At 65.8% G+C, this 22,434-nt stretch carries 25 protein-coding genes; 8 read left to right on the plus strand and 17 right to left on the minus strand.

The genetic code is table 11. From position 1 onward, the window contains the following. Positions 1-85: 85 nt before the first annotated feature. Positions 86-697 (plus strand): gamma-glutamylcyclotransferase, encoded by a 612-nt coding sequence (locus FNV92_RS31835; protein WP_168213459.1) that lies wholly within the window; start codon positions 86-88, stop codon positions 695-697. Here FNV92_RS31835 and FNV92_RS31840 read toward each other — a convergent pair. The 4 genes from FNV92_RS31840 to ftsE form a co-directional block, all read right to left on the minus strand. Further along, on the minus strand, positions 694-1,467 hold the full coding sequence (locus FNV92_RS31840) for a lysophospholipid acyltransferase family protein (RefSeq protein ID WP_143843124.1): 774 nt from the start codon (positions 1,465-1,467) through the stop codon (positions 694-696). The genes FNV92_RS31835 and FNV92_RS31840 overlap by 4 nt on opposite strands. Before the next feature lie 35 nt (positions 1,468-1,502). Then, positions 1,503-2,207, minus strand: coding sequence for a YdcF family protein (locus FNV92_RS31845; protein WP_015688840.1), 705 nt, complete (start codon positions 2,205-2,207; stop codon positions 1,503-1,505). 72 nt (positions 2,208-2,279) lie between these two features. Beyond that, positions 2,280-3,248, minus strand: a complete 969-nt coding sequence (locus tag FNV92_RS31850) for a cell division protein FtsX (RefSeq protein ID WP_143843123.1) — start codon at positions 3,246-3,248, stop codon at positions 2,280-2,282. Beyond that, positions 3,241-3,900 carry a cell division ATP-binding protein FtsE gene (gene ftsE / locus FNV92_RS31855; RefSeq protein ID WP_015688842.1) on the minus strand — a complete coding sequence of 220 codons (660 nt, stop codon included), beginning with the start codon at positions 3,898-3,900 and terminating at the stop codon, positions 3,241-3,243. The genes FNV92_RS31850 and ftsE overlap by 8 nt, the downstream gene beginning before the upstream one ends. A gap of 181 nt (positions 3,901-4,081) precedes the next feature. Between ftsE and FNV92_RS31860 the strand changes: the two genes are divergently transcribed. Both FNV92_RS31860 and FNV92_RS31865 read left to right on the plus strand, forming a co-directional pair. After that, the gene (locus FNV92_RS31860; RefSeq protein ID WP_143843122.1) at positions 4,082-4,960 is read left to right on the plus strand and encodes an MJ0042-type zinc finger domain-containing protein; all 879 of its coding nucleotides are present in this window, start codon (positions 4,082-4,084) and stop codon (positions 4,958-4,960) included. Positions 4,961-5,010: 50 nt separating this feature from the next. After that, positions 5,011-5,385: a response regulator gene (locus FNV92_RS31865; RefSeq protein WP_041748584.1), complete on the plus strand. Its 375-nt coding sequence runs from the start codon at positions 5,011-5,013 to the stop codon at positions 5,383-5,385. A gap of 144 nt (positions 5,386-5,529) precedes the next feature. Here FNV92_RS31865 and FNV92_RS31870 read toward each other — a convergent pair whose 3' ends face one another. Then, positions 5,530-6,426, minus strand: coding sequence for a DUF4175 family protein (locus FNV92_RS31870; protein ID WP_143843121.1), 897 nt, complete (start codon positions 6,424-6,426; stop codon positions 5,530-5,532). A gap of 3 nt (positions 6,427-6,429) precedes the next feature. Continuing rightward, complete coding sequence (locus tag FNV92_RS31875) at positions 6,430-8,559, minus strand: TIGR02302 family protein (protein ID WP_143843120.1); 2,130 nt, start codon at positions 8,557-8,559, stop codon at positions 6,430-6,432. A gap of 166 nt (positions 8,560-8,725) precedes the next feature. Between FNV92_RS31875 and FNV92_RS31880 the strand changes: the two genes are divergently transcribed. Next, entirely contained in the window at positions 8,726-9,109 is a 384-nt protein-coding gene (locus FNV92_RS31880; RefSeq protein WP_143843119.1) for a carboxymuconolactone decarboxylase family protein, read from the plus strand. A gap of 221 nt (positions 9,110-9,330) precedes the next feature. Further along, complete coding sequence (locus tag FNV92_RS31885) at positions 9,331-10,239, plus strand: NAD(P)-dependent oxidoreductase (RefSeq protein WP_143843118.1); 909 nt, start codon at positions 9,331-9,333, stop codon at positions 10,237-10,239. A 190-nt stretch (positions 10,240-10,429) separates the two neighbouring features. On the opposite strand, the gene lysA is transcribed toward FNV92_RS31885, so the two are convergent. The 3 genes from lysA to argH all read right to left on the minus strand — a co-directional run bounded on the left by lysA (position 10,430) and on the right by argH (position 13,499). Then, the gene (gene lysA / locus FNV92_RS31890; protein ID WP_143843117.1) at positions 10,430-11,695 is read right to left on the minus strand and encodes a diaminopimelate decarboxylase; all 1,266 of its coding nucleotides are present in this window, start codon (positions 11,693-11,695) and stop codon (positions 10,430-10,432) included. 22 nt (positions 11,696-11,717) lie between these two features. Next, positions 11,718-12,008 carry an LPS translocon maturation chaperone LptM gene (lptM, locus tag FNV92_RS31895; protein ID WP_143843116.1) on the minus strand — a complete coding sequence of 97 codons (291 nt, stop codon included), beginning with the start codon at positions 12,006-12,008 and terminating at the stop codon, positions 11,718-11,720. Between the two features lie 93 nt (positions 12,009-12,101). Beyond that, positions 12,102-13,499, minus strand: a complete 1,398-nt coding sequence (gene argH / locus FNV92_RS31900) for an argininosuccinate lyase (protein ID WP_143843115.1) — start codon at positions 13,497-13,499, stop codon at positions 12,102-12,104. A gap of 105 nt (positions 13,500-13,604) precedes the next feature. Here argH and tlpA point away from each other — a divergent pair, with 105 nt between their 5' ends. Next, a complete protein-coding gene (gene tlpA, locus FNV92_RS31905; RefSeq protein ID WP_143843114.1) occupies positions 13,605-14,270 on the plus strand; it encodes a thiol:disulfide interchange protein TlpA in 666 nt (221 codons plus the stop codon). A 4-nt stretch (positions 14,271-14,274) separates the two neighbouring features. Here the strand turns inward: tlpA and FNV92_RS31910 are convergent, their stop codons facing one another. From FNV92_RS31910 to FNV92_RS31935, 6 genes are all read right to left on the minus strand, one after another. Continuing rightward, complete coding sequence (locus FNV92_RS31910; protein ID WP_015688853.1) at positions 14,275-14,469, minus strand: hypothetical protein; 195 nt, start codon at positions 14,467-14,469, stop codon at positions 14,275-14,277. 77 nt (positions 14,470-14,546) lie between these two features. Beyond that, on the minus strand, positions 14,547-15,428 hold the full coding sequence (locus tag FNV92_RS31915) for a 3-hydroxybutyryl-CoA dehydrogenase (RefSeq protein WP_041749092.1): 882 nt from the start codon (positions 15,426-15,428) through the stop codon (positions 14,547-14,549). A gap of 193 nt (positions 15,429-15,621) precedes the next feature. Then, the gene (locus FNV92_RS31920; RefSeq protein ID WP_143843113.1) at positions 15,622-16,572 is read right to left on the minus strand and encodes an electron transfer flavoprotein subunit alpha/FixB family protein; all 951 of its coding nucleotides are present in this window, start codon (positions 16,570-16,572) and stop codon (positions 15,622-15,624) included. Beyond that, on the minus strand, positions 16,572-17,321 hold the full coding sequence (locus tag FNV92_RS31925) for an electron transfer flavoprotein subunit beta/FixA family protein (protein WP_143843112.1): 750 nt from the start codon (positions 17,319-17,321) through the stop codon (positions 16,572-16,574). The genes FNV92_RS31920 and FNV92_RS31925 overlap by 1 nt, the downstream gene beginning before the upstream one ends. A gap of 140 nt (positions 17,322-17,461) precedes the next feature. Next, the gene (locus FNV92_RS31930; RefSeq protein WP_015688857.1) at positions 17,462-18,034 is read right to left on the minus strand and encodes a cob(I)yrinic acid a,c-diamide adenosyltransferase; all 573 of its coding nucleotides are present in this window, start codon (positions 18,032-18,034) and stop codon (positions 17,462-17,464) included. After that, the gene (locus tag FNV92_RS31935) at positions 18,035-18,229 is read right to left on the minus strand and encodes a twin transmembrane helix small protein (RefSeq protein ID WP_015688858.1); all 195 of its coding nucleotides are present in this window, start codon (positions 18,227-18,229) and stop codon (positions 18,035-18,037) included. 295 nt (positions 18,230-18,524) lie between these two features. Here FNV92_RS31935 and FNV92_RS31940 point away from each other — a divergent pair, with 295 nt between their 5' ends. Then, the gene (locus FNV92_RS31940) at positions 18,525-19,418 is read left to right on the plus strand and encodes a YihY/virulence factor BrkB family protein (RefSeq protein ID WP_143843111.1); all 894 of its coding nucleotides are present in this window, start codon (positions 18,525-18,527) and stop codon (positions 19,416-19,418) included. Here the strand turns inward: FNV92_RS31940 and FNV92_RS31945 are convergent. Together FNV92_RS31945 and gluQRS are read right to left on the minus strand one after the other, a co-directional pair. Next, positions 19,345-20,637 carry an ATP-binding protein gene (locus FNV92_RS31945; protein ID WP_143843110.1) on the minus strand — a complete coding sequence of 431 codons (1,293 nt, stop codon included), beginning with the start codon at positions 20,635-20,637 and terminating at the stop codon, positions 19,345-19,347. The genes FNV92_RS31940 and FNV92_RS31945 overlap by 74 nt on opposite strands. 72 nt (positions 20,638-20,709) lie before the next feature. Then, entirely contained in the window at positions 20,710-21,612 is a 903-nt protein-coding gene (gluQRS, locus tag FNV92_RS31950) for a tRNA glutamyl-Q(34) synthetase GluQRS (RefSeq protein WP_143846157.1), read from the minus strand. A 121-nt stretch (positions 21,613-21,733) separates the two neighbouring features. Between gluQRS and FNV92_RS31955 the strand changes: the two genes are divergently transcribed. Continuing rightward, positions 21,734-22,381 (plus strand): DNA-3-methyladenine glycosylase family protein, encoded by a 648-nt coding sequence (locus FNV92_RS31955; protein WP_143843109.1) that lies wholly within the window; start codon positions 21,734-21,736, stop codon positions 22,379-22,381. Positions 22,382-22,434 lie beyond the last annotated feature (53 nt).

Here is a 22,434-nt window from a genome sequence, read left to right on the forward strand (position 1 = left end):
TGGCAAATGTAAGCGAGGTTGGGTTGCGCCGAAAGGCGGAGAATTCGCTTCGCTTGGGGGCTCGGTTCTGGTAGCCGTGCCCGAAATGTCGGAAATCACCCTCCCCTCCGTCACCACAGCCAAGGGCGACCTCTGGGTGTTCGGCTACGGCTCGCTGATGTGGCGGCCGGGCTTCGAATTCGAGGAACGCGTCCCGGCGCGGCTGGTCGGCGAGCATCGCGCGCTCTGCGTCTATTCCTTCGTGCATCGCGGCACGCCGGAAAAGCCGGGGCTGGTGCTCGGGCTCGACCGCGGCGGCGCCTGCCGCGGCATCGCCTTCCGCGTCGCCGAGAAGAACCGCACCGACGTCGTCGCCTATCTGCGCGCGCGCGAACAGGTCACCTCGGTCTATCGCGAAGTGATGCGCTCGGTGTGGCTCGAGGGCGACGCGCGGCAGCGCGTTTCCGCGCTCGTCTATGTCGTCGACCGCGGCCATGTGCAATATGCCGGCCGCCTGTCGCTCGCCGATCAGCATCGCCACGTGCTCCAGGGCCACGGCCAGTCCGGCGCCAACCGCGACTATGTCACAGCGACGGTGAAGGCGATCGAGGCCGAAGGTTTTCGCGATACGCAATTGCATCAACTCGCACTGATGCTGCATGGCGAGGCGCATTCCCTGCACGCGCCGGCTCCGGCGGACGATCGAGAGAACCGCTAACTCTCCGACGGAGCGTAGCTCGGCGAGGCGCCGATGAGCTGCTCCTGCTCCCTGCGGCCCGCTTCGACGAGACCGCCGGTCGCCTCTTCGATCGCGGCTTGCACGCGGGAGAGAAACTCATCCTTCGGCAGGCCTGGCGGCAGCGGATCGAGGAACTCCACCACCAGCGTGCCGGGATAACGCATGAAGGTGCGGCGCGGCCAGAACAGGCCGGAATTGAGCGCGATCGGCAGGCACTGCACGCCGCAGGACGAATAGATCTGCGCAAAGCCGGTCTTGTAGTCGGGCGGAGCGCCCGGCGCGCGGCGCGTGCCTTCCGGAAAGATCACGAGCTGTCCGCCGCCGCGCACCGCATCGCGCGCCCGGCGCGTCATGTCCAGCAGCGCCTTCACGCCGGCCTTGCGGTCGATCGCGATCATCCCGGTCTTGACCAGGAACTGACCGAACACCGGGATCTGCATGAGCTGGCGCTTGAGGATGAAGATCGGGCGATTGAAGAAGCCCGGCAGCACAAAGGTCTCCCAGAACGATTGATGCTTCGCCACGATCACCAGCGGCCCCTGCGGGATCTTCTCGACACCGCGGAATTCGACCTTGATGTTGCAGATCACGCGCATCAGAAACAGCGTCGCCTGCGCCCACCATTTCGCGACCGTCAGCATGGCGCGCGGCGGCAACGCGAAGGTCGGCAGCGCCACGATCGCGAGGCACACCAGCACTGTGTAGAACAGGACGTTGAACACGAGCGAGCGCAGGAAAATCAAGAACATCGACGCTCCGAGAAATTTGCCGATTACTTTGCCGGTCAATTGGCCTGTGCGGTGGCGGGCCGCTTCGGCTGCAGCCCGGGAGGCTGCTCCGACATCTCGGGCGAAAGGTCAATCCCGAAATCCTCCAGCCGGACCCTGAGCTCGGCCGCGATATACTTGACATATTCGGACATCAGCAGCCGCAGCGTCGAAGCCGAGGTCCACCACGGCTCCTCACGCCATTTGTCGCCGACCACCGCGAACGGGATCAGTGTCGTCTCCGGCATCGCGTGCGAGAATTCCACCAGCGCGCGGGGCATGTGGTAGTTCGAGGTGACCACGATCAGCGATCGGAAGCCGCGCCCCTCGGCCCAGCGCCGCGCCTCGGCCGCGTTGCCGCGGGTCGAAACCGCGGTGCGATCGAGATCGACGCAGCAATGCATGAAGGACTGGTTCTCCGGCAGCGTCCGCGAGATGTCGCTTGCCGTCGAGGTCGGGTGCACGCCGGAGATCAACAGCCGCTTGCCGTAGCCGGCCGCCAGCAGTTCCATCGCATCCGAGACCCGCGAGGAGCCGCCGGTCAGCACCACGATGCCGTCAGCCTTGCGGTCCGGCACGATCTCGGCGCCGCGCAATTGCGACAGGAACGCGATGAACCCCGCCGCCGCGCCGACGAAGACGAGCGCGATCGTCGACACAACAGTCGCGCGCAGCCAGCCGCGCGGCAATTTCGGCGATCGATCGTCGGTCGGCGAGGTCATGTGATGTCGGTGATCCCTTCCCCGGATGATTTTAGGACGTTTTGAGGCGAAGTGGAGTCCGGTTTGTCGGACCTAGTCCACATCATTCAGCGTCGCAAACAGCGTCTGGCGCGAGGCGACGGCTGTGATGGCGCCGATCAGCACCGCCTGCACCGCGAGCACGGCATAGCCCGATGGCCGCAGCGAGAAAGTGCCGAGCAGCGCGGCGAACTGGTCGCCGACGGGAGTACCGGAAAACCAGCCGGCGATCGACTCGGAGAAGCCGAACACCAGCATGGCGGCCCCGCCGCCGATCAGGCCGCCCTCCAGCCCCAGGCGAAGGAAATGACGCAGAAAGCGGTTGGCGATGTAGCGATCGCCGGCGCCGACGAAATGGAGAACCTCGACGATCGGGCGGTTCGCCGCCATGGCGCCGCGAGTCGCGAACGAGACCGAGATGATGGTGGCGATGATGACGAGCGCGAGAATGCCGAGACCCGCGAGCACCGTGGCGTTGGTCATCGAGCGCATCCGCTCGATCCAGGCGCGGTGGTCGTCGACGCTGGCGCTTGGGGCCGCCTGGGTCACGCGGGCGCGCAAGGCGCCGAGATCGAGCGCCGTGCCCGGCTGCACGCGCGCGATGATCATGCGCGGCACCGGCAGATCATCCATCGACAATCCGGTGCCGAGCCAGGGCTCGAGCAGCTTGCCGCTCTCTTCCCTGGTGAACGGCTTGACTTCGACGATGCCGGCCTGCGCGCGCATCACCTCAGTCACCGCGGCCGTGTCGCGATCAAGATCGCGGCCGGACTGCGGGCGGACCTGGATGGTGATTTCGCTCGCGACGTCCGACTGCCATTCGGCGGCGGAGGCGCTGACGAGCAGCACCGCGCCCGTGGTCATCGAGGCGAGGAACGTCATGATGGCGACGACGGCGACCAGCGCGCGGCCCTGGATCGAGGCGCGCGGCACGATCGGCGACATGTTGCGCGCCCTGGCCGGAAGCTGCGGACGCTCTTGTCCGAGGTCGACCAGCACGCCGCGCTCGTCGGTCCTACTCATAAACGTGCAGCCGCCCCTGATGCAGCACGAAGCGACGCGCCTCGTACTGGTCCATCAGGGCAATGTCGTGGGTGGCGATGATGACGGCAGTGCCGGATTTGTTGAGCTCGATGAAGAGTCGCAGCAGGCGGCGTCCGAGCGTCGGATCGACGCTGCCGGTCGGCTCGTCCGCGAGCAGGAGCTGCGGCCGCGAGATCACCGCGCGCGCGATCGCGGCACGCTGCTTCTCGCCGCCGGACAGGATCGGCGGCAACGCGTCCATGCGCTCGCCAAGCCCGACCCATTTCAGGAGATCGATGACTTCCTTGCGATAGCTCGACTCGCTGCGGCCCATGACGCGGAACGGCAGGGCCACGTTCTCATACGTCGTCATGTGGTCGAGCAGACGGAAATCCTGGAGCACGATGCCGATGCGCTTGCGCAGGTCGGCGATCTCGTCCTTGCCGAGTTGCGAGACGTCGTGGCCGAACAGATTGACGAGGCCCCGCGTCGGCCGGTGCGACAGAAACAGCAGGCGCAGCAATGACGTCTTGCCGGCGCCGGACGGGCCCGTGAGGAACTGGAACGAATGCGCCGGGATCTGGAAGTTGAGGTCGCGCAGGATCTCCGGCCCCAAACCGTAACGCAATCCGACATTTTCGAACCGAACCAAGTTCAGCTCCGTTCGAGAGGTGGCGACAGCCGCGCCGCGACGCTCCGCCACGCGCGATCAAGGGGTTGTGCGGCCGTTATGGTTTCCGGTTCGTTAACGGTCGGCCTGTAGCATTTGGAGTGCCCGGCTCTCCCGGATCGGGGCATCGTCAAGACCTGTCCGTGCATCAAGGCTCGTGTCCATGCATATCGTCTGTCCCCATTGTACGACATCCTACGCCATCAAGCTTGGAAGCCTGGGCGCCAACGGCCGGACGGTCCGTTGCTCCCGCTGCAAGGAGACCTGGGTCGCCTATGCCGAGGACGCCATCGAGGAGGCCTCCGTCCCGGCCATGGCCGCAGCCAGCCGGGGCAACGACCAGTCCGACCTCGCCGCAGAGTGGAACTCCTACGCCGAGGATGATGGTGCCGCCGATACGCCTGTGGTCGACAGTCCGTCGATCGCCAGCGACTGGCCGGCCGAGGACGCCAAGGAAATTGAGGACGAGTGGTCAGCGGCCGCCCGTTCCGCCGAGGAGGATGTCGCCGGCGTCTGGCACCAGTCCTGGTTCCGTAGCCTGTTCCCCCGCCGCGGGGCGCGGGTGAGCCGCCCGGTCGCCGCCACGGCTCCGCGAAAATCCTATTTTGGCTTGCCGGCAGCCTGCGCCGCCATGGGCGCGCTGGTGCTGGCGCTGGTGATCTGGCGCGGAGACATGGTGCGGCTGCTGCCGCAGACGGCGGCATTCTACAAGATGGTCGGTTTTGAGGTGAACCTGCGCGGGCTGACCTTCAGGGACGTCAAGCTCTCCAGCGAGACCGTGGAGGGTAAACAGGTACTTGTGATCGAGGGCGTCATTGTCGGCCAGGGCAAGAAGCCGCTCGATATCCCGCGCTTGCGCTTTGCGGTGCGCGACGCGCAGGGCGCCGAGATCTACGCCTGGAATACCGTGCTCGAGCAAACCGTGCTGCAGCCCGGCGAGCGCGCCTTCTTCCGGTCGCGCCTGGCCTCGCCGCCGCCGGAGGGCCGCAATATCGACGTTCGCTTCTTCAACCGGCGCGACATTGCCGGCGGCAGCGTATAATCAGCGACGCAGGGTCCCGCACGGGAAGGCGCGTCCCAAGGGTTGGTCTGATGCCGAAAGTCTTGATCGCCGACGACGAGGATTCGATGCGCCAACTGGTGGCGCGCGCCATCGCCATGGATGGCCACGAGACCGTCACGGCGCAGGACGGCGCCGAGGCGCTGGAGATCCTGACCCGCGAGGACGGCGCGTTCGATCTCCTGCTCACCGACATCCAGATGCCTGTCATGGACGGCATCGCACTCGCCCTCTCCGTCGCGCGCGACTTCCCCGATCTGACCATTCTGCTGATGACCGGATTTGCCGATCAGCGCGAGCGCGCCTCGAACTTGAACGCGCTGGTGCATGACGTCGTGACGAAACCGTTCTCGGTCGCGGACATCCGCACGGCGGTGGCGGACGCGCTGGCGGCGAAGAAGGGGTAGCGGCGGGACTGTGTGCCCTGCATTCCGCTGTCATGCCCCGGCTTGACCGGGGCATCCAGTACGCTGTGGCTTCTCGGTTCAATCACAGTCGTCTCTGGAATACTGTATCGCCCGATTAAATCGGGCGATACACGGAGTGTGCTGTCAGAAATCCTTCAACAGACGCTCGAGATAATCGAGCTCGATCTGCGGACGCGCCGGATCGCTCAGGCGGCGGCGGAGCTCTTCGAGGATGCGGCGGGCTCGCTGGGCGTCGATCTCGCCGGGAATCTTGACCGTGTAGTCGTCGCTATATTCCTTGCCGCGGAGCGGCCGACCCAGCGGGTCGGTCCGTTCGCCGTTACCTTGCTGGCGTCCGACAGCCTGGCCGGGGCCCTCGCCGTCGCCCGGCTCCTGGCCCTCGCCCTGTTGCTGCCCGCCCATCGAGTCGGCCAGATCCTGCATACCCTTGCGCAGGGCGTCGATGGCCTTGCCCTGCGATGCCGTCGCACCATCGGCATCGCCTTCGCCGATCTGATTGCCGGCGTCGCCCATGGCGTTCTCGGCGGCGTCGAAGCCGTCATCGCCATCCTGGTCGCCGTCCTGACCCTGGCCCTGCTGTCCTTGTTGGCCCTGCTGCCCCGGCTGCTTCTGCCCGCGCTGGCCTTTCTGACCGTCCTGCTGCAGGCCCATCTCGGCGAGCTTCTTCTTGAGGGCCTCCAGCCGCTTCTTCAATTGTTCCTGGCGGTCCTGAGTATCCTGAGACCCCTCGCGCTGGGCCGATGGATCGTTTGGATCGGGATAGAGATACTTCTCCATGTCCCTGATCGCCTTCGACTGCTGGCCGACGCTTTCGTCCGTGTTCTTGTCCTTCAGGCTGTCGGCAGATTGCTTCATCGACCGATCGGCGCTGTCGAGCAGCGCGTCCAGACTCTTCTGGTCGGCGCGCGACGACTGGGCGAGACCGATCGAAACCATGGAGCAGGATAGCGCAAGGACGAGGCATGCCGTCGCAAGCCGTCCCCGTGTCGTCCCGTTGTGCCAGATCGAGATGTGCTTCATGAGCTATCTGCTCCCCTGGGATTCACGCCAGGTCTTGAGCTCTTCACGCAAGGCTTCCTGCTGCTTTGCCAGATCGTCCAGCTGATCGCTGGTGGCGCCCCGGGTCTTCTGCCGCAGCTCCCTCGATTTGCGCAGGATCTCCGCGACCTTGGGCGGCAGAGGCTTGGTACGCGGACCGCGCTTGGCGTCCTTGCTCTGGCGGTCGGTTTCGTCCCGAAGCGCGTTCTGCTCGCGGAGCAGGTCGTTGAGCTCGCGCGCGATCTCGTCCATCTCGCGCTGCTCGGCGCTGGGCGGCCCTGGGGGCCGCTCCAGCAAACGCGCCAGCCGGTCCAGCTCGCGCGCGGCCGCGTCACGGTTGCCGCGCTGGATCAGCCGCTCGATCCGCTTCATCTGGTCGTCGAGGCCGACGGCCGGCCGCGCCAGCGGATTGTTGCGCATCTGCTGCGCATACTGGCGCATGTAATTGTCCAGCGCGGTCCGCAGATTGTCCATGAGCTTCTTGAGCTCTTCGTCGCTGGCGCCGCGCTGAAGCGCCTGCTTGAGCGCGTCCTGCGCTGCGCGCAATGCCTTGGCGACGTCGCTGATGTTGCCGTCCTCGATCGTCACCGCCAGCGCCCACAGGCTCGCCACGACCTCACGCAGGGAATCGTCGGTGCGCGCCGCCTCGAGCTGGCGCGCGACGCTGTGGAGACCGAGATACTGGCCGGCTTCCGGTGTGAACATCTCGGGCGCGATCATCAGCGCGTCGAGCGCGCTGTAGACGTCGGAATTCCTGTTGGCGTCGAGCGCGAGAATGCGGCGCTGCTCGATCAGCGCGCGGGCCAGCGGCTTGGTGAACAGCCGCCCCGGCAGGCGCATGTTGAAGGGCTCGCTCTTCGCCTCGTTGCCGGCCTCATCCTTGGCGGTGAGGGTCAGGGTGACATCTGCGCCGGAATAGGGATCCTCGCTGAGGTCCTTCACCGTCTGGCCGACGCCGTTGCGGGTCCGCGCATTGGGCAGCGTCAGCGGGAATTGCGGCGGCTGGTACAGCGGCCGCGCGGCTTTGCCGTCGGTATCCCTGGTTGCGTCCTTGGTCCCTTCCGTGCCGTCGGCGGCGCGCGGAACGATCTGCGCGGCGGCGGCGGTGACGCCGTAATCGTCCTCGATCTTGTAGGACAGCTGCAGCGCGCCATAGGCCTGACGTTCGGGATCCTTGGCGAGCGCGATCGTCGGCGCGCGGTCCGGCATCGCCGTGAAGGCCCATTGCGGCTGGCCCGAGGGCGCGCGGACATGCGCGCTGCCGTCGCCCGCGATGGTGAAGTGCTTCTCGTTGGTGCCCTTGGGCGCAGCCTCGGTGGGTGCGACCTCCTTGAGGCCGCCGGAGATGGCGACATCCAGGCTGCCGCCGGACGAGCGCACGATCAGGGTCGAGCCGGCGGGCACCGCGAGCGGACCGCTGGCGGGCAGCGCCGCGGCCTCCTTGTTGGCGGCCGAGAGGATGATCGGCGGCTTGCCGGTATAGAGCGGCGGGGTGACCCAGGCATCGACGCGAACGTTGCTTGGTGCCAGCACACCGTTCCAGTCGAAAGCGGCTCCGAGCCGCATCGCGCGCTCGCTGCCGGCGGCAAAGAAGGTCGCGACCAGCATCACCATGACCAGCGCGCGCAGCGCCCAGGGATCGTGCAAGGCAAGGCGCGGATGCGGCAGGCCGGCACGGATCCGCTTGAGCGAGGCCAATGTGCGCTCGCGCTGCGCCTGCCACAGCGCCTGCGCGATCGGGTCCTGCGAGGTCAGCGTGTCCGTGAGCGTCGTCGCCGGGCGGTGACGGATGCCGGAGCCGCGGTCGAGCCGGGCCAGAGCCTCTTCGCGACGCGGCCAGCGGAAACGAATCAAGGGAACAAGGGCGGCAATGGCGATGCCGGCAAAGAGGATAAGACCGATGGCCCGCACGACGGACGGCAGCACCAGCCACAGGCCGGCCCAGGACACCACCAGGAACAGGCCGACAACCGTCAAGACCCGAGCCAGATGCGGCCAGGCACGTTCCCACGCGATGGCATAAGTGGCCCGTTGCAGGGCCTGCGCCAGCTTCAGCCGCGACAGAGCGTCGCCATCGCGGATCGGGTCTGACGGGTCGGGTGTGACGCCGTTCAATCAACTCTCCAGGTTGCCCGGGAGAGAAGCCTACCACAACGGCAGCACTGAGGCATCCGTTCCCGTACGGGAGAGCCCCCTTTTCCCGCATAACACGAGGACGTGACTGGCCCACCGCAACCCCGTAATTTCCGCGCCGCCATCCAAGGGAAACAGAGGGAACGCCATGGACAAGAAGATGCACGACAAGGGCCTGGAAGTCCGCAAAGCGGTGCTGGGCGAGGCCTATGTCGACAACGCCCTGAAGAACGTGGACGACTTCAACCGTCCGTTCCAGGAGATGCTCAACGAATATTGCTGGGGTACGGTGTGGGGCCGCGAGGAGCTGCCGCGCAAGACCCGCAGCATGCTCAACATCGCCATGATCGCGATCCTCAACCGCCAGCACGAGTTTCGCGCGCATCTGAAGGGCGCGCTGACCAACGGCGTCAGCCGCGACGAAATCCGCGAGATCCTGATGCAGGTCGCGATCTACGGCGGCATGCCGGCCGCAGTGGACAGCTTCCGCATCGCGCGCGAGGTGTTCGCGGAAATCGACGGCAAGGCGTGAGGCCAGTCTCTCCTCCGTCATCCCGGGGCGCGCCAAGCGCGAGCCTGGGATCCATAACCACCGGACGACGTGGTTAGCGGGACTCGGAGTGACCGCCTTCGCGCAACGACTTCTCCCTGGGATTATGGGTCCCGGGCTCATCGCTTCGCGATGCCCCGGGACGACACCGCGGGTCGATCAAGCATCTTTCACAACAACGAAGAAAAGAAGGAAACAACACCATGGACATCGGATTCATCGGCCTCGGAAACATGGGTTTCCCGATGGCGCGGCGCCTGATCGAGGTTGGCCACAAGCTCGTCGTGTTCGACACGCGCAAGGAGGTCACGGACAGGCTCGTTGCCCGCGGCGCGACTGCTGCGACATCACCGAAGGACGTCGCCGACCAGGTCGAGACCGTGATGGCGAGCCTGCCCTCGCTGCAGGCCTCGCTCGAGGTCGCCACGGGCGCGAACGGCGTGATTGAGGGGAGCTGCGCCAAACGCTTCATCGATCTCTCCACCGTCGGCTCGACGATGGCTTCGAAGATTCACGACCTCCTGGCGAAGCGCAACATCGTGCAGATCGACTGCCCCGTCTCCGGCGGCGTCGGCGGCGCCGAGAAGGGAACGCTGGCGGTGATGGTGTCGGGGCCGAAAGCGGAGTTCGAACTGCTCAAGCCCGCGCTCGACGTGATCGGGAAGGTGTTTTTCATCGGCGAGAAACCGGGCGCGGCGCAGACCATGAAGCTCGCCAACAATTTCCTGTCCGCCACCGCGATGGTTGCGACGTCGGAGGCAGTGGTGATGGGCGTCAAGGCCGGGCTCGATCCCGCCGTGATGATTGACGTCATCAACGCCGGCTCGGGCATGAACACCGCGAGCCGCGACAAGTTTCCACGCTCGGTGCTGCCGCGAACTTTCGACTTCGGTTTCGCCACGGGATTGATGGTGAAGGACGTGCGGCTGGCGCTGGAGGAGATGAAGTCGCTCGGCCTGTCGATGGAGGTCGCGGAAGCGGTCGGGCGACTGTGGGAGACCGTGATCAGCGCGGAAGGCGCCGAGTCCGATTTCACCGCGGCGATCAAGCCGATCGAGAAGAAGGCGGGGGTCGTAGTTGGCGGTACCAAGGGTGGAGTGACGGGGAAGTAGCTATCCCACACGCCTCTCGTCATCCCGGGGCGCGCGAAGCGCGAGCCCGGGATCCATAGCCACAGGGAGAAGTTTGGCGAAGGCTCTGAGTTACCGGATCCGCGTCACAACTCCTCCCTGTAGTTATGGGTCCCCGCGTACGCGGGGACGACACCGAGATTGTTGCGCGGCCTTTCAGCCCCTCACTACCTCACAACCACGGTGCCGGCTTGTCCATCGCGATGAGCTGCTCGACCTCGATGCGCGGGCGCACCACGGCGTACTGATCGCCCTTCACCAGCACCTCGGGCACCAGCGGCCGCGTGTTGTAGGTGCCTGCCTGCACCGCGCCATAGGCGCCCGCGGTCATGATGGCGATGAGATCGCCGGGCTTCGGCGTCGGCAGAGTGCGGTCCAATGCGAGATAGTCGCCGGTCTCGCAGACCGGGCCGACGACGTCGGCCAGGATGGTGGCTGCGCCCTTCGCGGCTTGCGTCACCGGCAGGATGTCGTGATGGGCTTCGTACAGCGTCGGCCGGATCAGATCGTTCATCGCGGCATCGATGATGACGAAGTTCTTGCCGTCACCGTGCTTCACATAGATCACCTTGGCGACGAGGATGCCGGCATTGCCGACGATCATGCGGCCCGGCTCGAACATCAGCGTGCAGCCGAGATTGTGACTGACACGCTTGACCATGGCGGCATAGACGTCGGGCGCCGGCGGCGCCTCGCGGTCCATGTAATAGGGAATGCCGAGGCCGCCGCCGAAATCGACGTGGCTGATGTCGTGCCCGTCGGCTCGCAGCGTCTGCACGAATTCGGCAAGGATGCGGAACGCAGTCTCCATGCTGGAGAGGTCCGTGATCTGGCTGCCGATATGCACGTCGGTGCCCGTCACCTCGATGCCCGGCAGCCTGGCGGCGCGGGCATAGACCTCGCGGGCGTGCGCGATCGGGATGCCGAACTTGTTCTCGGATTTTCCAGTCGAGATCTTGGCGTGCGTGCCGGCGTCGACGTCCGGATTGACGCGCAACGAGATGCGCGCGGTCTTGCCCGTCTCGGTCGCGAGCCGCGACAACAGCTCGAGTTCGGGCTCGGATTCCACGTTGAGGCAGAGAATGTCGGCGGCCAGCGCGGCACGCAGCTCGTCTTCGGTCTTGCCGACACCGGAGAACAAGATCTTGCTGGCGGGGATGCCGGCGGCCAGCGCACGCTTCAATTCACCGCCGGAGACGACGTCGGCGCCCGCGCCAAGCTTCGCCAGCGTGCGCAGCACGGACTGGTTGGAGTTCGCCTTCATGGCGTAGCAGACCAGCACCTTCTCGCCGGCGAAAGCGTCGGTGAAGACGCGGTAGTGGCGCTCCAGCGTCGCGGTCGAATAGCAATAGAACGGCGTGCCGACGGCTGCGGCCAGCTCGGACAGGTTCACCGCCTCGGCGTGCAGCACGCCGTTGCGATAGTCGAAATGATTCATGGCATGGCTCAGCTACCCTGCCTTAGCGGCTGGGTCTTTCGTCCAGAAGGGGGTCGAGGATAAACGGTTTCTTCCTGCCCTTCGTCGCCGCCGGCGCTGCATCCGCACCATAGGTGGGATTGAACACGCTCGGCGTCCTCTGGGCTTCGGTCTCGGTGTCGGTCGGAGCCGCGACATTGGCCGTGGACGCGCTGGAGGCGGTCGGCGGCAGATCGAGCGGGCCCTTGCGGCCGCAGCCGGCAAGCGCGAGCGCCGTCAGGCTCAAGACAATGATGGCCCACCCCGAGCCGGTCGGGCGAAACTTTGACGTCACGACGAAATCCCCACTACGCGGGCCGCACCATACAGAGATTGGCGCGCTCTGGCGAGAGCCGGATGACCATGAAACATAAGCGAAATTTTGCCCTCAGCCCAATTTTCGCTCTTTTTCCAGCCGCTTCACCCAAGCCTTGGCCTGAGCCGCCACGTTCTTCGGCGCGGTGCCGCCGAAGCTGGTCCGGCTCTTCACCGACGATTCGACCGAGAGCACGCCGAGCACGTCCTTGGTGATCCTGGGCTCGATCGCCTGCATCTCCTTGAGCGGCAGCTCATGCAGCGCCACGCCGCCCTCGGCAGCCTTGGCCACGATGCGGCCAGTGACGTGATGGGCATCGCGGAACGGCATCTTCAGCGTCCGCACCAGCCAGTCGGCGAGATCGGTCGCGGTGGCATAGCCCTCGCCGGCAGCAAGTTTCATCTTTGCCTCGTCGGGGACGAGATCGCGGACCATGCCCGTCATGGCGCGGATCGCCAGCGACAGCGCGGCAAAGCCCTCCATGGCGCCCTGCTTGTCCTCCTGCATGTCCTTTTGATAGGCGAGCGGCAGGCCCTTCATCACGATCAACAGACCGTTGAGCGCGCCGATGACGCGGCCGGTCTTGGCGCGCACGAGCTCGGCGGCATCCGGATTGCGCTTCTGCGGCATGATCGAGGAACCGGTGGTGAACTTGTCACTGAGCCGGATCAGGCCGACCAGCGGCGAGGTCCAGATCACGATCTCCTCGGCGAAGCGCGACATATGCACGGCGCAGATCGAGGCCGCCGACAACGTCTCCAGCACGAAGTCGCGGTCGGAGACCGCATCGAGCGAATTCGCCATCGGGCGGTCGAAGCCGAGCGCCTTCGCCGTGGCGTGGCGGTCGATCGGGAACGAGGTGCCGGCAAGCGCGGCGGCGCCAAGCGGCGATTCATTGAGCCGCTTGCGAGCGTCCTGGAAGCGGCCGCGGTCGCGCGCGGCCATCTCGACATAGGCGAGCAGGTGGTGGCCGAAGGTCACGGGCTGCGCGGTCTGCAGATGCGTGAAGCCGGGCATCACGGTCGCGGCATGTTCGAGCGCGCGGTTGACCAGCGCCGCCTGGAACGTGGCGAGCGCGGCATCGGTCTCGTCGAGGATATCGCGGACATAGAGACGGAAATCGGTTGCGACCTGGTCGTTGCGCGAGCGCGCGGTGTGCAGGCGGCCGGCGGCCGGGCCGATCAGCTCGGACAGGCGGCTCTCGACATTCATATGGATGTCTTCGAGCGCGCGCTTGAACGTGAAGCCGCCCGAGCCGATCTCTGACAGAATCGTGTCTAGACCCTTGCCGATATTTTTCGCATCAGAGGCCGTGATGATGCCCTGGCTGGCAAGCATCGCGGCGTGGGCCTTGGATGCGGCAATGTCCTGGGCAAAGAGGTGACGATCGACGTCGATGGAGACGTTGATCTCTTCCATGATCTCATCGGGGCGTTCCGAGAACCGGCCGCCCCACATCTTGTTGCTCATGATCCCCTGCTCACGCCTTGCCTGCCGCTCACCACGTTTGCTGGCCGGAGCCAGCCGTATTAAGAGGCCCCTGATAGCCATATCTGCGACCGGATGACAAACGATATGCTCGACCAGAAGCCCTCCGCCACGCGCCGGATCCCCCTCGTCATCGCCACGGTGGCGATCGGGGGGCTGGCCGGCTTCGCCGCGCTGTACGGGCTGGGCCTGAGCCGGTCGCCCTCAGGCGATCCGACCTGCAAGCCGGCGGTCGCAACCGCGCAGAAAATTGCCCCGCTCGCCCATGGCGAGGTGGCGGCCCTGACCATGGCGAGCGCGCCCCTAAAGCTGCCTGACCTGGCGTTCGAGGACGCCGACGGCAAGCCGAAGAAGCTGTCCGATTTCCGCGGCAAGACGCTGCTGGTGAACCTCTGGGCCACCTGGTGCGTGCCGTGTCGCAAGGAGATGCCGGCGCTGGACGAGCTCCAGGGCAAGCTGGCGGGCCCGAATTTCGAGGTGGTGGCGATCAATATCGACACCCGCGACCCCGAGAAGCCCAAGACCTTCCTGAAAGAGGCCAATCTGACCCGGCTCGGCTACTTCAACGACCAGAAAGCCAAGGTATTTCAGGATCTTAAGGCCATAGGCCGGGCCCTGGGCATGCCGACCTCGGTGCTGGTCGATCCGCAGGGCTGCGAGATCGCGACGATCGCAGGGCCGGCGGAATGGGCGAGCGAGGACGCGCTCAAGCTGCTCCGGGCCGCGAAGGGCAAGGCCGCCGCATCGTTCTAGCAGTTCAGGCGGTGACGTTGAGGTTGCCGCCGACGCCGGCGCCGACATTGGCGAGCGAGGGCTGACCAGCGCCGAGCAGCGTGAGGACGGTGGATTTCTCCATATCCGCGTTCTGCTTCATCAGCGTCGCCGAGATATTCGACTGCAGCGCGCCTTGCTGAGCGGCCAGCATGGTGCTGACCATCGCCATCATGTCCATTACGCAAACCCTATTTACGGGCGGCAGACTACGGACGATGGGTTAACGCGACATGAATTGTCACGAAGCGGATCGGATCAGCGCGTCGGAACCGGCTTGGCGCCGCGGTAGTCGTAGAAACCGCGCTGAGTCTTGCGGCCGAGCCAGCCCGCCTCGACGTATTTCACCAGCAGCGGGCACGGGCGGTACTTGGAATCGGCGAGCCCTTCATGCAGCACCTGCATGATGGACAGGCAGGTATCGAGGCCGATGAAATCGGCCAGCTCCAGCGGGCCCATCGGATGGTGGGCACCGAGCTTCATCGCCGCGTCGATCGCCTCGACGTTGCCGACGCCTTCGTACAGCGTGTAGATCGCCTCGTTGATCATCGGCAGCAGGATGCGGTTGACGATGAAGGCCGGGAAATCCTCGGAGACCGCGACCTGCTTGCCGAGCTTGGCAACGAATTCCTTGGACGCCTCGAAGGTCGAATCGTCGGTGGCGATGCCGCGGATCAACTCGACCAGCTCCATCAGCGGCACCGGATTCATGAAGTGAATGCCGATGAAACGCTCGGGCCGGTCGGTGGCAGCAGCCAGCCGCGTGATCGAGATCGAGGACGTGTCGGAAGCGACGATCGCTTCCGGCTTCAGCACCGCGCAGAGCTCGTGGAAAATCTTGCGCTTGACCTCTTCCTTCTCGACTGCGGTCTCGATGACGAGATCGCAGTCGGCAAGGTCGTCGAGCTTCTCGGCCAGCGAGATGCGCGCCATCGCCTTGGCCTTGTCGTCCTCGGTGACGCCCTTCTTGGAGACCTGGCGCGCCAGATTGCCATTGATGGTGGCCATGCCGGATTTGAGGCGGTCGGCCGAGATGTCGTTCAGCACCACGTCGAAGCCGGCCAGCGCCGCGACATGCGCGATGCCGTTGCCCATCTGCCCCGCGCCGATCACGCCGACCTTCTTGATCACTGCCGCCATAATGTCATCCACCGGAACGGCGCGCATATCGCGCCTGCTTAATTCCCCGAGCCGGGAGGTCCGATTTAACCAGAACCTTGGCTCGAAACCTAGATTGGATCGCTTCCCCGGCGTGCCCCACGCCAAAGAAAACGCCTCGAAAAAGAAACACCGGCCGGAGTGTAGCACTCCGGCCGGTGTTTTTATCGCGTTTTTACTTGCCGAGCTTGGCGAGCGCGTCGGTCAGCTCAGGAACCGCCTGGTAGAGGTCGGCGACCAGGCCGTAATCGGCGACCTGGAAGATCGGCGCGTCCTCGTCCTTGTTGATCGCGACGATCACCTTGGAGTCCTTCATGCCGGCCAGATGCTGGATCGCGCCGGATATGCCGACCGCGACGTAGAGCTCAGGGGCGACGACCTTGCCGGTCTGGCCGACCTGCCAGTCGTTCGGCGCATAGCCGGCGTCCACCGCCGCGCGCGAGGCACCGACGCCGGCGCCGAGCTTGTCGGCGAGCGGCTCGATGTATTTGGCGAAGTTCTCACGGCTCTGCATGGCACGGCCACCGGAGACGATGATCTTGGCCGAGGTCAGCTCGGGACGGTCGCTCTTGGCGACTTCCTCGCCGACGAAGGACGACAGGCCCGGATCGGCCGCAGCCGCGACGCTCTCGACGGCGGCGCCGCCGCCTTCACCGGCTGCAGCGAAGGTCGAGGTGCGGACCGTGATGACCTTCTTGGCGTCCTTTGACTTCACCGTCTGGATGGCGTTGCCGGCATAGATCGGACGCTCATAGGTGTCGGGCGCGACCACCTTGATGATCTCCGAGACCTGCATGACGTCGAGCAGGGCAGCGACGCGCGGCATCACGTTCTTGAAGCGCGAGGTCGCGGGCGCGACGATCGCGTCGTAGGACGGGGCCAGCGACACGATTAGAGCGGCCAGCGGCTCGGCGAGATCGTGCGCATAGGTTTCGCCTTCGGCGACCAGCACCTTGGCGACACCGGCAAGCTTGGCGGCCGCATCGGCCGCAGCCTTGGTGCCCTGCCCGCCGCCGGCGACCAGCACGTGGACATCGCCGCCGAGCTGGGACGCCGCGGTGAGCGCCTTGTTGGTGGAGTCCTTGAGGACCTCGTGTTCGTGTTCAGCAATCAGCAACGTCGTCATCAGAGCACCCCGGCTTCGTTCTTGAGCTTCGACACCAGCTCGGCGACGTCCTTGACCTTGACGCCGGCCTTGCGGCCCGCGGGCTCAGCCGTCTTCAGAACTTCGAGGCGCGCAGTGACGTCGACGCCGTAGTCGGCAACGGTCTTCTCCGCGATCGGCTTCTTCTTGGCCTTCATGATGTTCGGCAGCGAAGCATAGCGCGGCTCGTTGAGACGCAGATCGGTGGTGACGATCGCCGGTCCCTTCAGCTTCACGGTCTGCAAGCCCCCGTCGACTTCGCGGGTAACCTTGAAGTCGGAGCCTTCGACCTCGAGCTTCGAAGCGAACGTCGCCTGCGACCAGCCGAGCAGTGCGGCCAGCATCTGACCGGTCTGATTACTGTCGTCGTCGATTGCCTGCTTGCCGAGAATGATCAGGCCCGGCTGCTCTTCTTCCGCGACCTTCTTCAGGATCTTGGCGACGGCGAGCGGCTCGATGATGCCGTCGGCCTTCACCAGGATGCCGCGATCGGCGCCCATGGCAAGACCGGTGCGGATCGTCTCCGACGCCTGCGCAGGCCCGATGGAGACCACCACGACTTCGGTCGCCTTGCCGGCTTCCTTCAGGCGCAGCGCTTCCTCGACGGCGATTTCGTCGAACGGGTTCATGGACATTTTGACGTTGGCGAGTTCAACGCCCGATCCATCGCTCTTGACGCGGACCTTGACGTTGTAATCGACCACCCGCTTTACCGGCACCAAGACCTTCATCGATCCTCTTTCACTCAATTTGGGAGGGGGGTTATCAACTGGCGCGGAACCTAAAGGGCTGATCCGGCCCGGTCAACGCGCGAAGGGGCCAAATTTTAGACCTTAGAAATGCGCGGCTGAATGGATAGCGATCCCGGGGGTCAGCGATTCTGACCGGGAACCCAAAGCACGTCACCGGCACCGTTATGGTTAGCGGCACGGCTGGCCACGAACAGGAAGTCCGACAGGCGGTTCATATAATGGATGCCAGCCGTCCCGACGGGCTCGCCGGGCCGGGCCGCCAGTTCCACCATCACCCGTTCCGCCCTGCGGCAAATCGTGCGGGCGACGTGGAGGTAGGCGGCGGCAGGCGTGCCGCCCGGCAATACGAAGGAGGTCAGTGGCGCGAGCTTGTCGTTGAGCGCGTCGATATCGCGCTCGAGCCGCTCGACCTGGCTTGCCACCACCCGAAGCCGTTCGGCCTTGCCCTCGCGTTCGGGAACAGCGAGATCGGCGCCGAGATCGAACAGATCGTTCTGGATGCGGCCGAGCATCGCATCGAGCTCGGGCGCGTCCTTTGTGTACAGACGAACGACGCCTATCGCGGCATTGGTCTCGTCGACCGTGCCATAGGCCGCGATGCGCAGATCGTATTTCGGACGCCGCTCCCCGGTTCCGAGCGCCGTCGTGCCGTCGTCACCAGTCTTGGTATAGATGCGGTTGAGCGTGACCATTTATCGCCCCATCGCCCAGACTGCGAGCATGGCGACGACGATCGCCACGAACTGAAGCAGCACGCGCCAACGCATCAGCTTCTGCGAGGTGTTGGGCGAGCCACCGCGCATCATGTTGACGAGACCAAGCAGCAGCACCACCGCCACGGCGCCGGCTGCTACCGGCAGGATGAAAGTACTCAGGAGAGATGCCATTGGGGGGTGATATCACCGTGGGCGCGGCGGCGCTATGGTGCCGCGGCAACCACTGCCGTCATTCCGGGGCGATGCGAAGCATCGAACCCGAAATCCATCGGGCCGCGTTACGAGTGGCGAGATGGATTCCGGGCTCGTGCAACGCGCGCCCCGGAATGACGGCGGGGGCGCTTCGCGAACTGGCTTTTGGGCCAATAATATCAGATGGTATCGATATGATTTGCGGTCCCTGTCAATTGCCCGGCTTGTTCGCCTTTCCCCACGCATGGGGCGAACGAGTGCGCCGAGGCAAGCCGTGAAAGCCATCCGCACCATCTACGTCGTCGTGGAGGATGCCTTCTACACGTTCCTCGCCGACGACGGCTGGGCGATCGCGAGCCATATCGCGCTGTCGAGTTTGATGGCGCTGTTCCCATTCCTGATCGTGCTGACCTCGCTCGCCGGATTCTTCGGCTCGAAGGAACTCGCCGATCAGGCGGCCGGGCTGATGCTCCAAGTCTGGCCCAGTCAGGTCGCCGACTCGCTCTCAGGCGAAATCCACGACGTGCTGACCACGACCCGCTCCGGCGCACTGACCATCGGCGCGGTCCTCTCGGTCTACTTCGCGTCGAACGGCGTCGAGGCGCTCCGTGTCGCGCTCAACCGCGCCTATGCTGTGGTCGAGATGCGGCGCTGGTACTGGCTGCGGCTGGAATCGATCGGCTACACGCTGGTCGCCGCATTCACTGCGCTCGCCATGGCATTCCTGATCGTGCTCGGACCGCTCGTCATCGAGGCGGCGCGGCGTTACATTCCTCTGTTCGTCGAATCCAACGAGAGCATCCTGACCTGGCTGCGCTACGGCATCACCGTCTGCGCGCTGGTGGTGGCGCTGCTGATCCTGCATGCCTGGCTGCCGGCCGGACGGCGCGGCCTGCTCCAGATCCTGCCCGGCATTGTCTTCACCATCGTGGCCTCGCTGATCTCGGGCATCGTGTTCGGACAATATCTGGCGCGATTCGCCAACAACTACGTCACGATGTATGCAGGGCTTGCCTCGGTGATCATCGCGCTGGTGTTTCTGTATTTCATCGCCGCGATCTTCGTTTACGGCGGCGAACTCAACGCCGCGATCATCAAGTCGCGGCTTCCTCACGGCGTGTCGCTTCAAGCAGCGCAGTCGCTAAAGCCCTCGGAGACACAGGCTTGACCAGGAAGGCGTCGGCGCCGGCCTGGCGCGAGGCCGCCTCGTCCTCGCCACGGCCAGACACGCCGATGATGGGGATCTGAGCCAGCGGAGGCGCCATGGTGCGGATCCGCCTGATCGCCTCGACCCCGTCGATGCCCGGCAGCACCATGTCCATCAGCACCGCGTCGAACGCGCCTTGCGCGAGCCGGTTCACCGCGTCCTCGCCGCGCCCGATGAACTCGGCATGATGGCCGAGCTCGGTCAGGATGGTGTTGAGCACGACCCGGCCGAACGGATTGTCCTCGACGCTGAGCAGGCGCAGCGCAGCCATTGCGTCAACATCGGCTTCGTCCTTCGACTTGCGGGACCTGCCCGATCCCGTTGCATCCAGAGACACCGTCAATGTGAAGGTGGCGCCGCCGCCGCGCCGCGGCGCGACCGAGATGTCGCCGCCCATGGCGCGCGCCAATTGCTTCACCGAGGATAGCCCGAGGCCGGCGCCGCCGAAGCGCGAGGCGATGGTGACATTGGCCTGGGTAAACGGGCGGAACAGCCGCTTGATCTCGGCCATGGCGAGGCCGATGCCGCTGTCGGAGACCGAGAAGGCGACGCCGACTTTGCTCCTCTGCTTTGCCTTACCCTTTGGCCTGCCCTTCGCCTTGTCCTTACCTTTGGCGGGACGCCAGGGCGCGACCGCGAGCGCCACGCCGCCGAGCTCGGTGAATTTCACGGCATTGTCGATCAGGTTCTCGAGCGCAGCGCGCAGGCGGACGGGATCGCCGACCACCAGCCCCGGCAGCTTTTCGGAGATATCGACCTGTGACTGGAGGCCCTTGGCCGCGGCGCGGCCGGCGAGCGAATCGCCTGCGCTGCGAGCCAGCGTCCGCAGGTCGAACAAATCCTGCCGCAGCGTGCTGCCGCCCTGGCCCTTGTCGGTTCTGGCGGCATCGACGAACAGGGTGGCGAGGCTCGCCAGATGCTCGGCGCCGGCCTTGATGGTGTCGGCCCAGCGCCGTTCCCGCTCGCCGAGATCGGAGGTTGCGAGCAGATCGCTGATCGCCAGAATTCCGGTCAGGGGGGTGCGGACCTCATGGGCAAAGGCGGCAAGGGCCGCCTGGACCACGTCCGGCGTGACCGCCCTGGGGCTGCGCCTGCGCACCTTCGCGGCTGGCACGGACCGCTTCCGAACCACTCGCCTGGACGTCCGCGTAGTGCGCGCTGCGCGCGTTTTCGCCGCCATAACTCCCCTTCGAAGTATCCCCTTCGAACCCCCGGGCCGTCAGGCAAGCATGGCACGGCGGAACCCCTGGAGTCACGGCGGCGTTTTGCTAACCCCCAGAGAAACTTGGTTTAATCCAACCAACCGGCGGATACTGGCCGGCGATGCGCCGGCTTTGCGCAACTCTCGCAGGCCGGTCGAGAGGCTCGATTTCGACAGCTTCCGTCCCTCGCCGTCCCGAATCAGGACGTGGTGGCGGTAGGCGGGCTCCGGCAGACCGAGCAGGGCTTGCAGCAGACGGTGCACGGAGGTGGCGTGAAACAAGTCCTGCCCCCGCACCACCTCGCTGATCCCCTGGAGGGCGTCGTCGACGACCACGGACAGATGGTAGCTGGTCGGCGTCTCCTTGCGGGCCAGGATCACGTCACCCCAGGCCTCGGGCCGCGCGGACACGATGCCGTGCGCGCCATCGGGCCCCTCGCCCAGCTCATTCCAGGTCAACCCGGCGACGCGGCGACAGGCGGCCATCATGTCGAGCCGCAGCGCATAAGGCGCACCGCTTTCGATCAACCTCGACCGTTGGTCGGCCGGCAGCGATTTGGCGTCGCCAGGATAGAGCGGCGCGCCGTCGGGATCGTGGGGCCACGGCCCATCGGCCTCGCGCGCGGCCACCAGCCTTGCGATCTCGGCACGGCTTTCGAAGGCGGGATAGACAAGGCCGAGCGCGGACAGCTTTTCCAGCACGGCGCGATAGTCGGACAGATGCTCGGACTGGCGGCGGACCGGCGTCTCCCAGGCCATGCCGAGCCAGGCGAGGTCCTCCTCGATCGCTACCTCATACTCCGGCCGGCAGCGCGCCGCATCGATGTCCTCGATCCGCAGCAATAGCCGCCCGCCGGTCTCGCACGCGCGGTCGAAGTTCAGCAGCGCCGAATAAGCGTGGCCGAGATGCAGGTGGCCGTTGGGGCTGGGGGCAAATCGGAAAACGGGTGGCATCGCTTTCATGGTACGCATCATTGCCGAGGATAGCCGTCGGAAGGACGGCGTCGCTTCCGCTCGCCTCTGTTACGATAGGAGATGGATGCGCCGGTCAAGCGCGCATGACGAGTGAGCCACGATGACCATCCACCTCGAAACCCAATCCGATCTCGAAGACGCCGTCCAGGCGCTGGTCAAGCGCGATCCGCGCCTCAAGCCGGTGCTCGACGTCGCGGGCATGCCGGCGCTGCGGCGGCGCGAGCCGGGCTTCGCCGGCCTTGCCCACATCGTCTGCGGCCAGCAGCTCTCCACAGCCAGCGCCGCGGCGATCTGGGGACGGCTGTCCACCGCCTTCAATCCGTTCGACCATGACGCGGTGCGCCGCGCCCGGACCGACCGGCTGGGGCGGCTCGGCCTTTCCGCCGCCAAGATCAAGACGCTCAAACATCTCGCGCGCGAAATCACCGCGGAGCGGCTCAACCTCGACGTGCTCGCCGAGGAAGACGCCGACGCCGCGCATCACACGCTGATTGCACTGCCCGGCATCGGGCCGTGGACCGCCGACGTCTATCTGCTGTTTTGTCTCGGCCATGGCGACGCCTGGCCGGCCGGCGACCTCGCCGTGCAGGAAGGAATCAAGATTGGCCTCGGTCTGCAGGCGCGGCCGACCGAAAAGCAGATGGCGCCGCTGGCCGAACCCTGGCGCCCCCTGCGCGGCGCGGCCGCGCATCTGTGGTGGAGCTACTATCGCGCGGTGAAGAAGCGCGAGGGCGTGCTGTCGGCCTGACGCGAGCGCATTCCGCCTGAGCAGGGCCACATGCTCTCGCTGCTCGGGTAAAG

This window comes from Bradyrhizobium cosmicum, from assembly GCF_007290395.2.
GTDB classification, from domain to species: domain Bacteria; phylum Pseudomonadota; class Alphaproteobacteria; order Rhizobiales; family Xanthobacteraceae; genus Bradyrhizobium; species Bradyrhizobium cosmicum.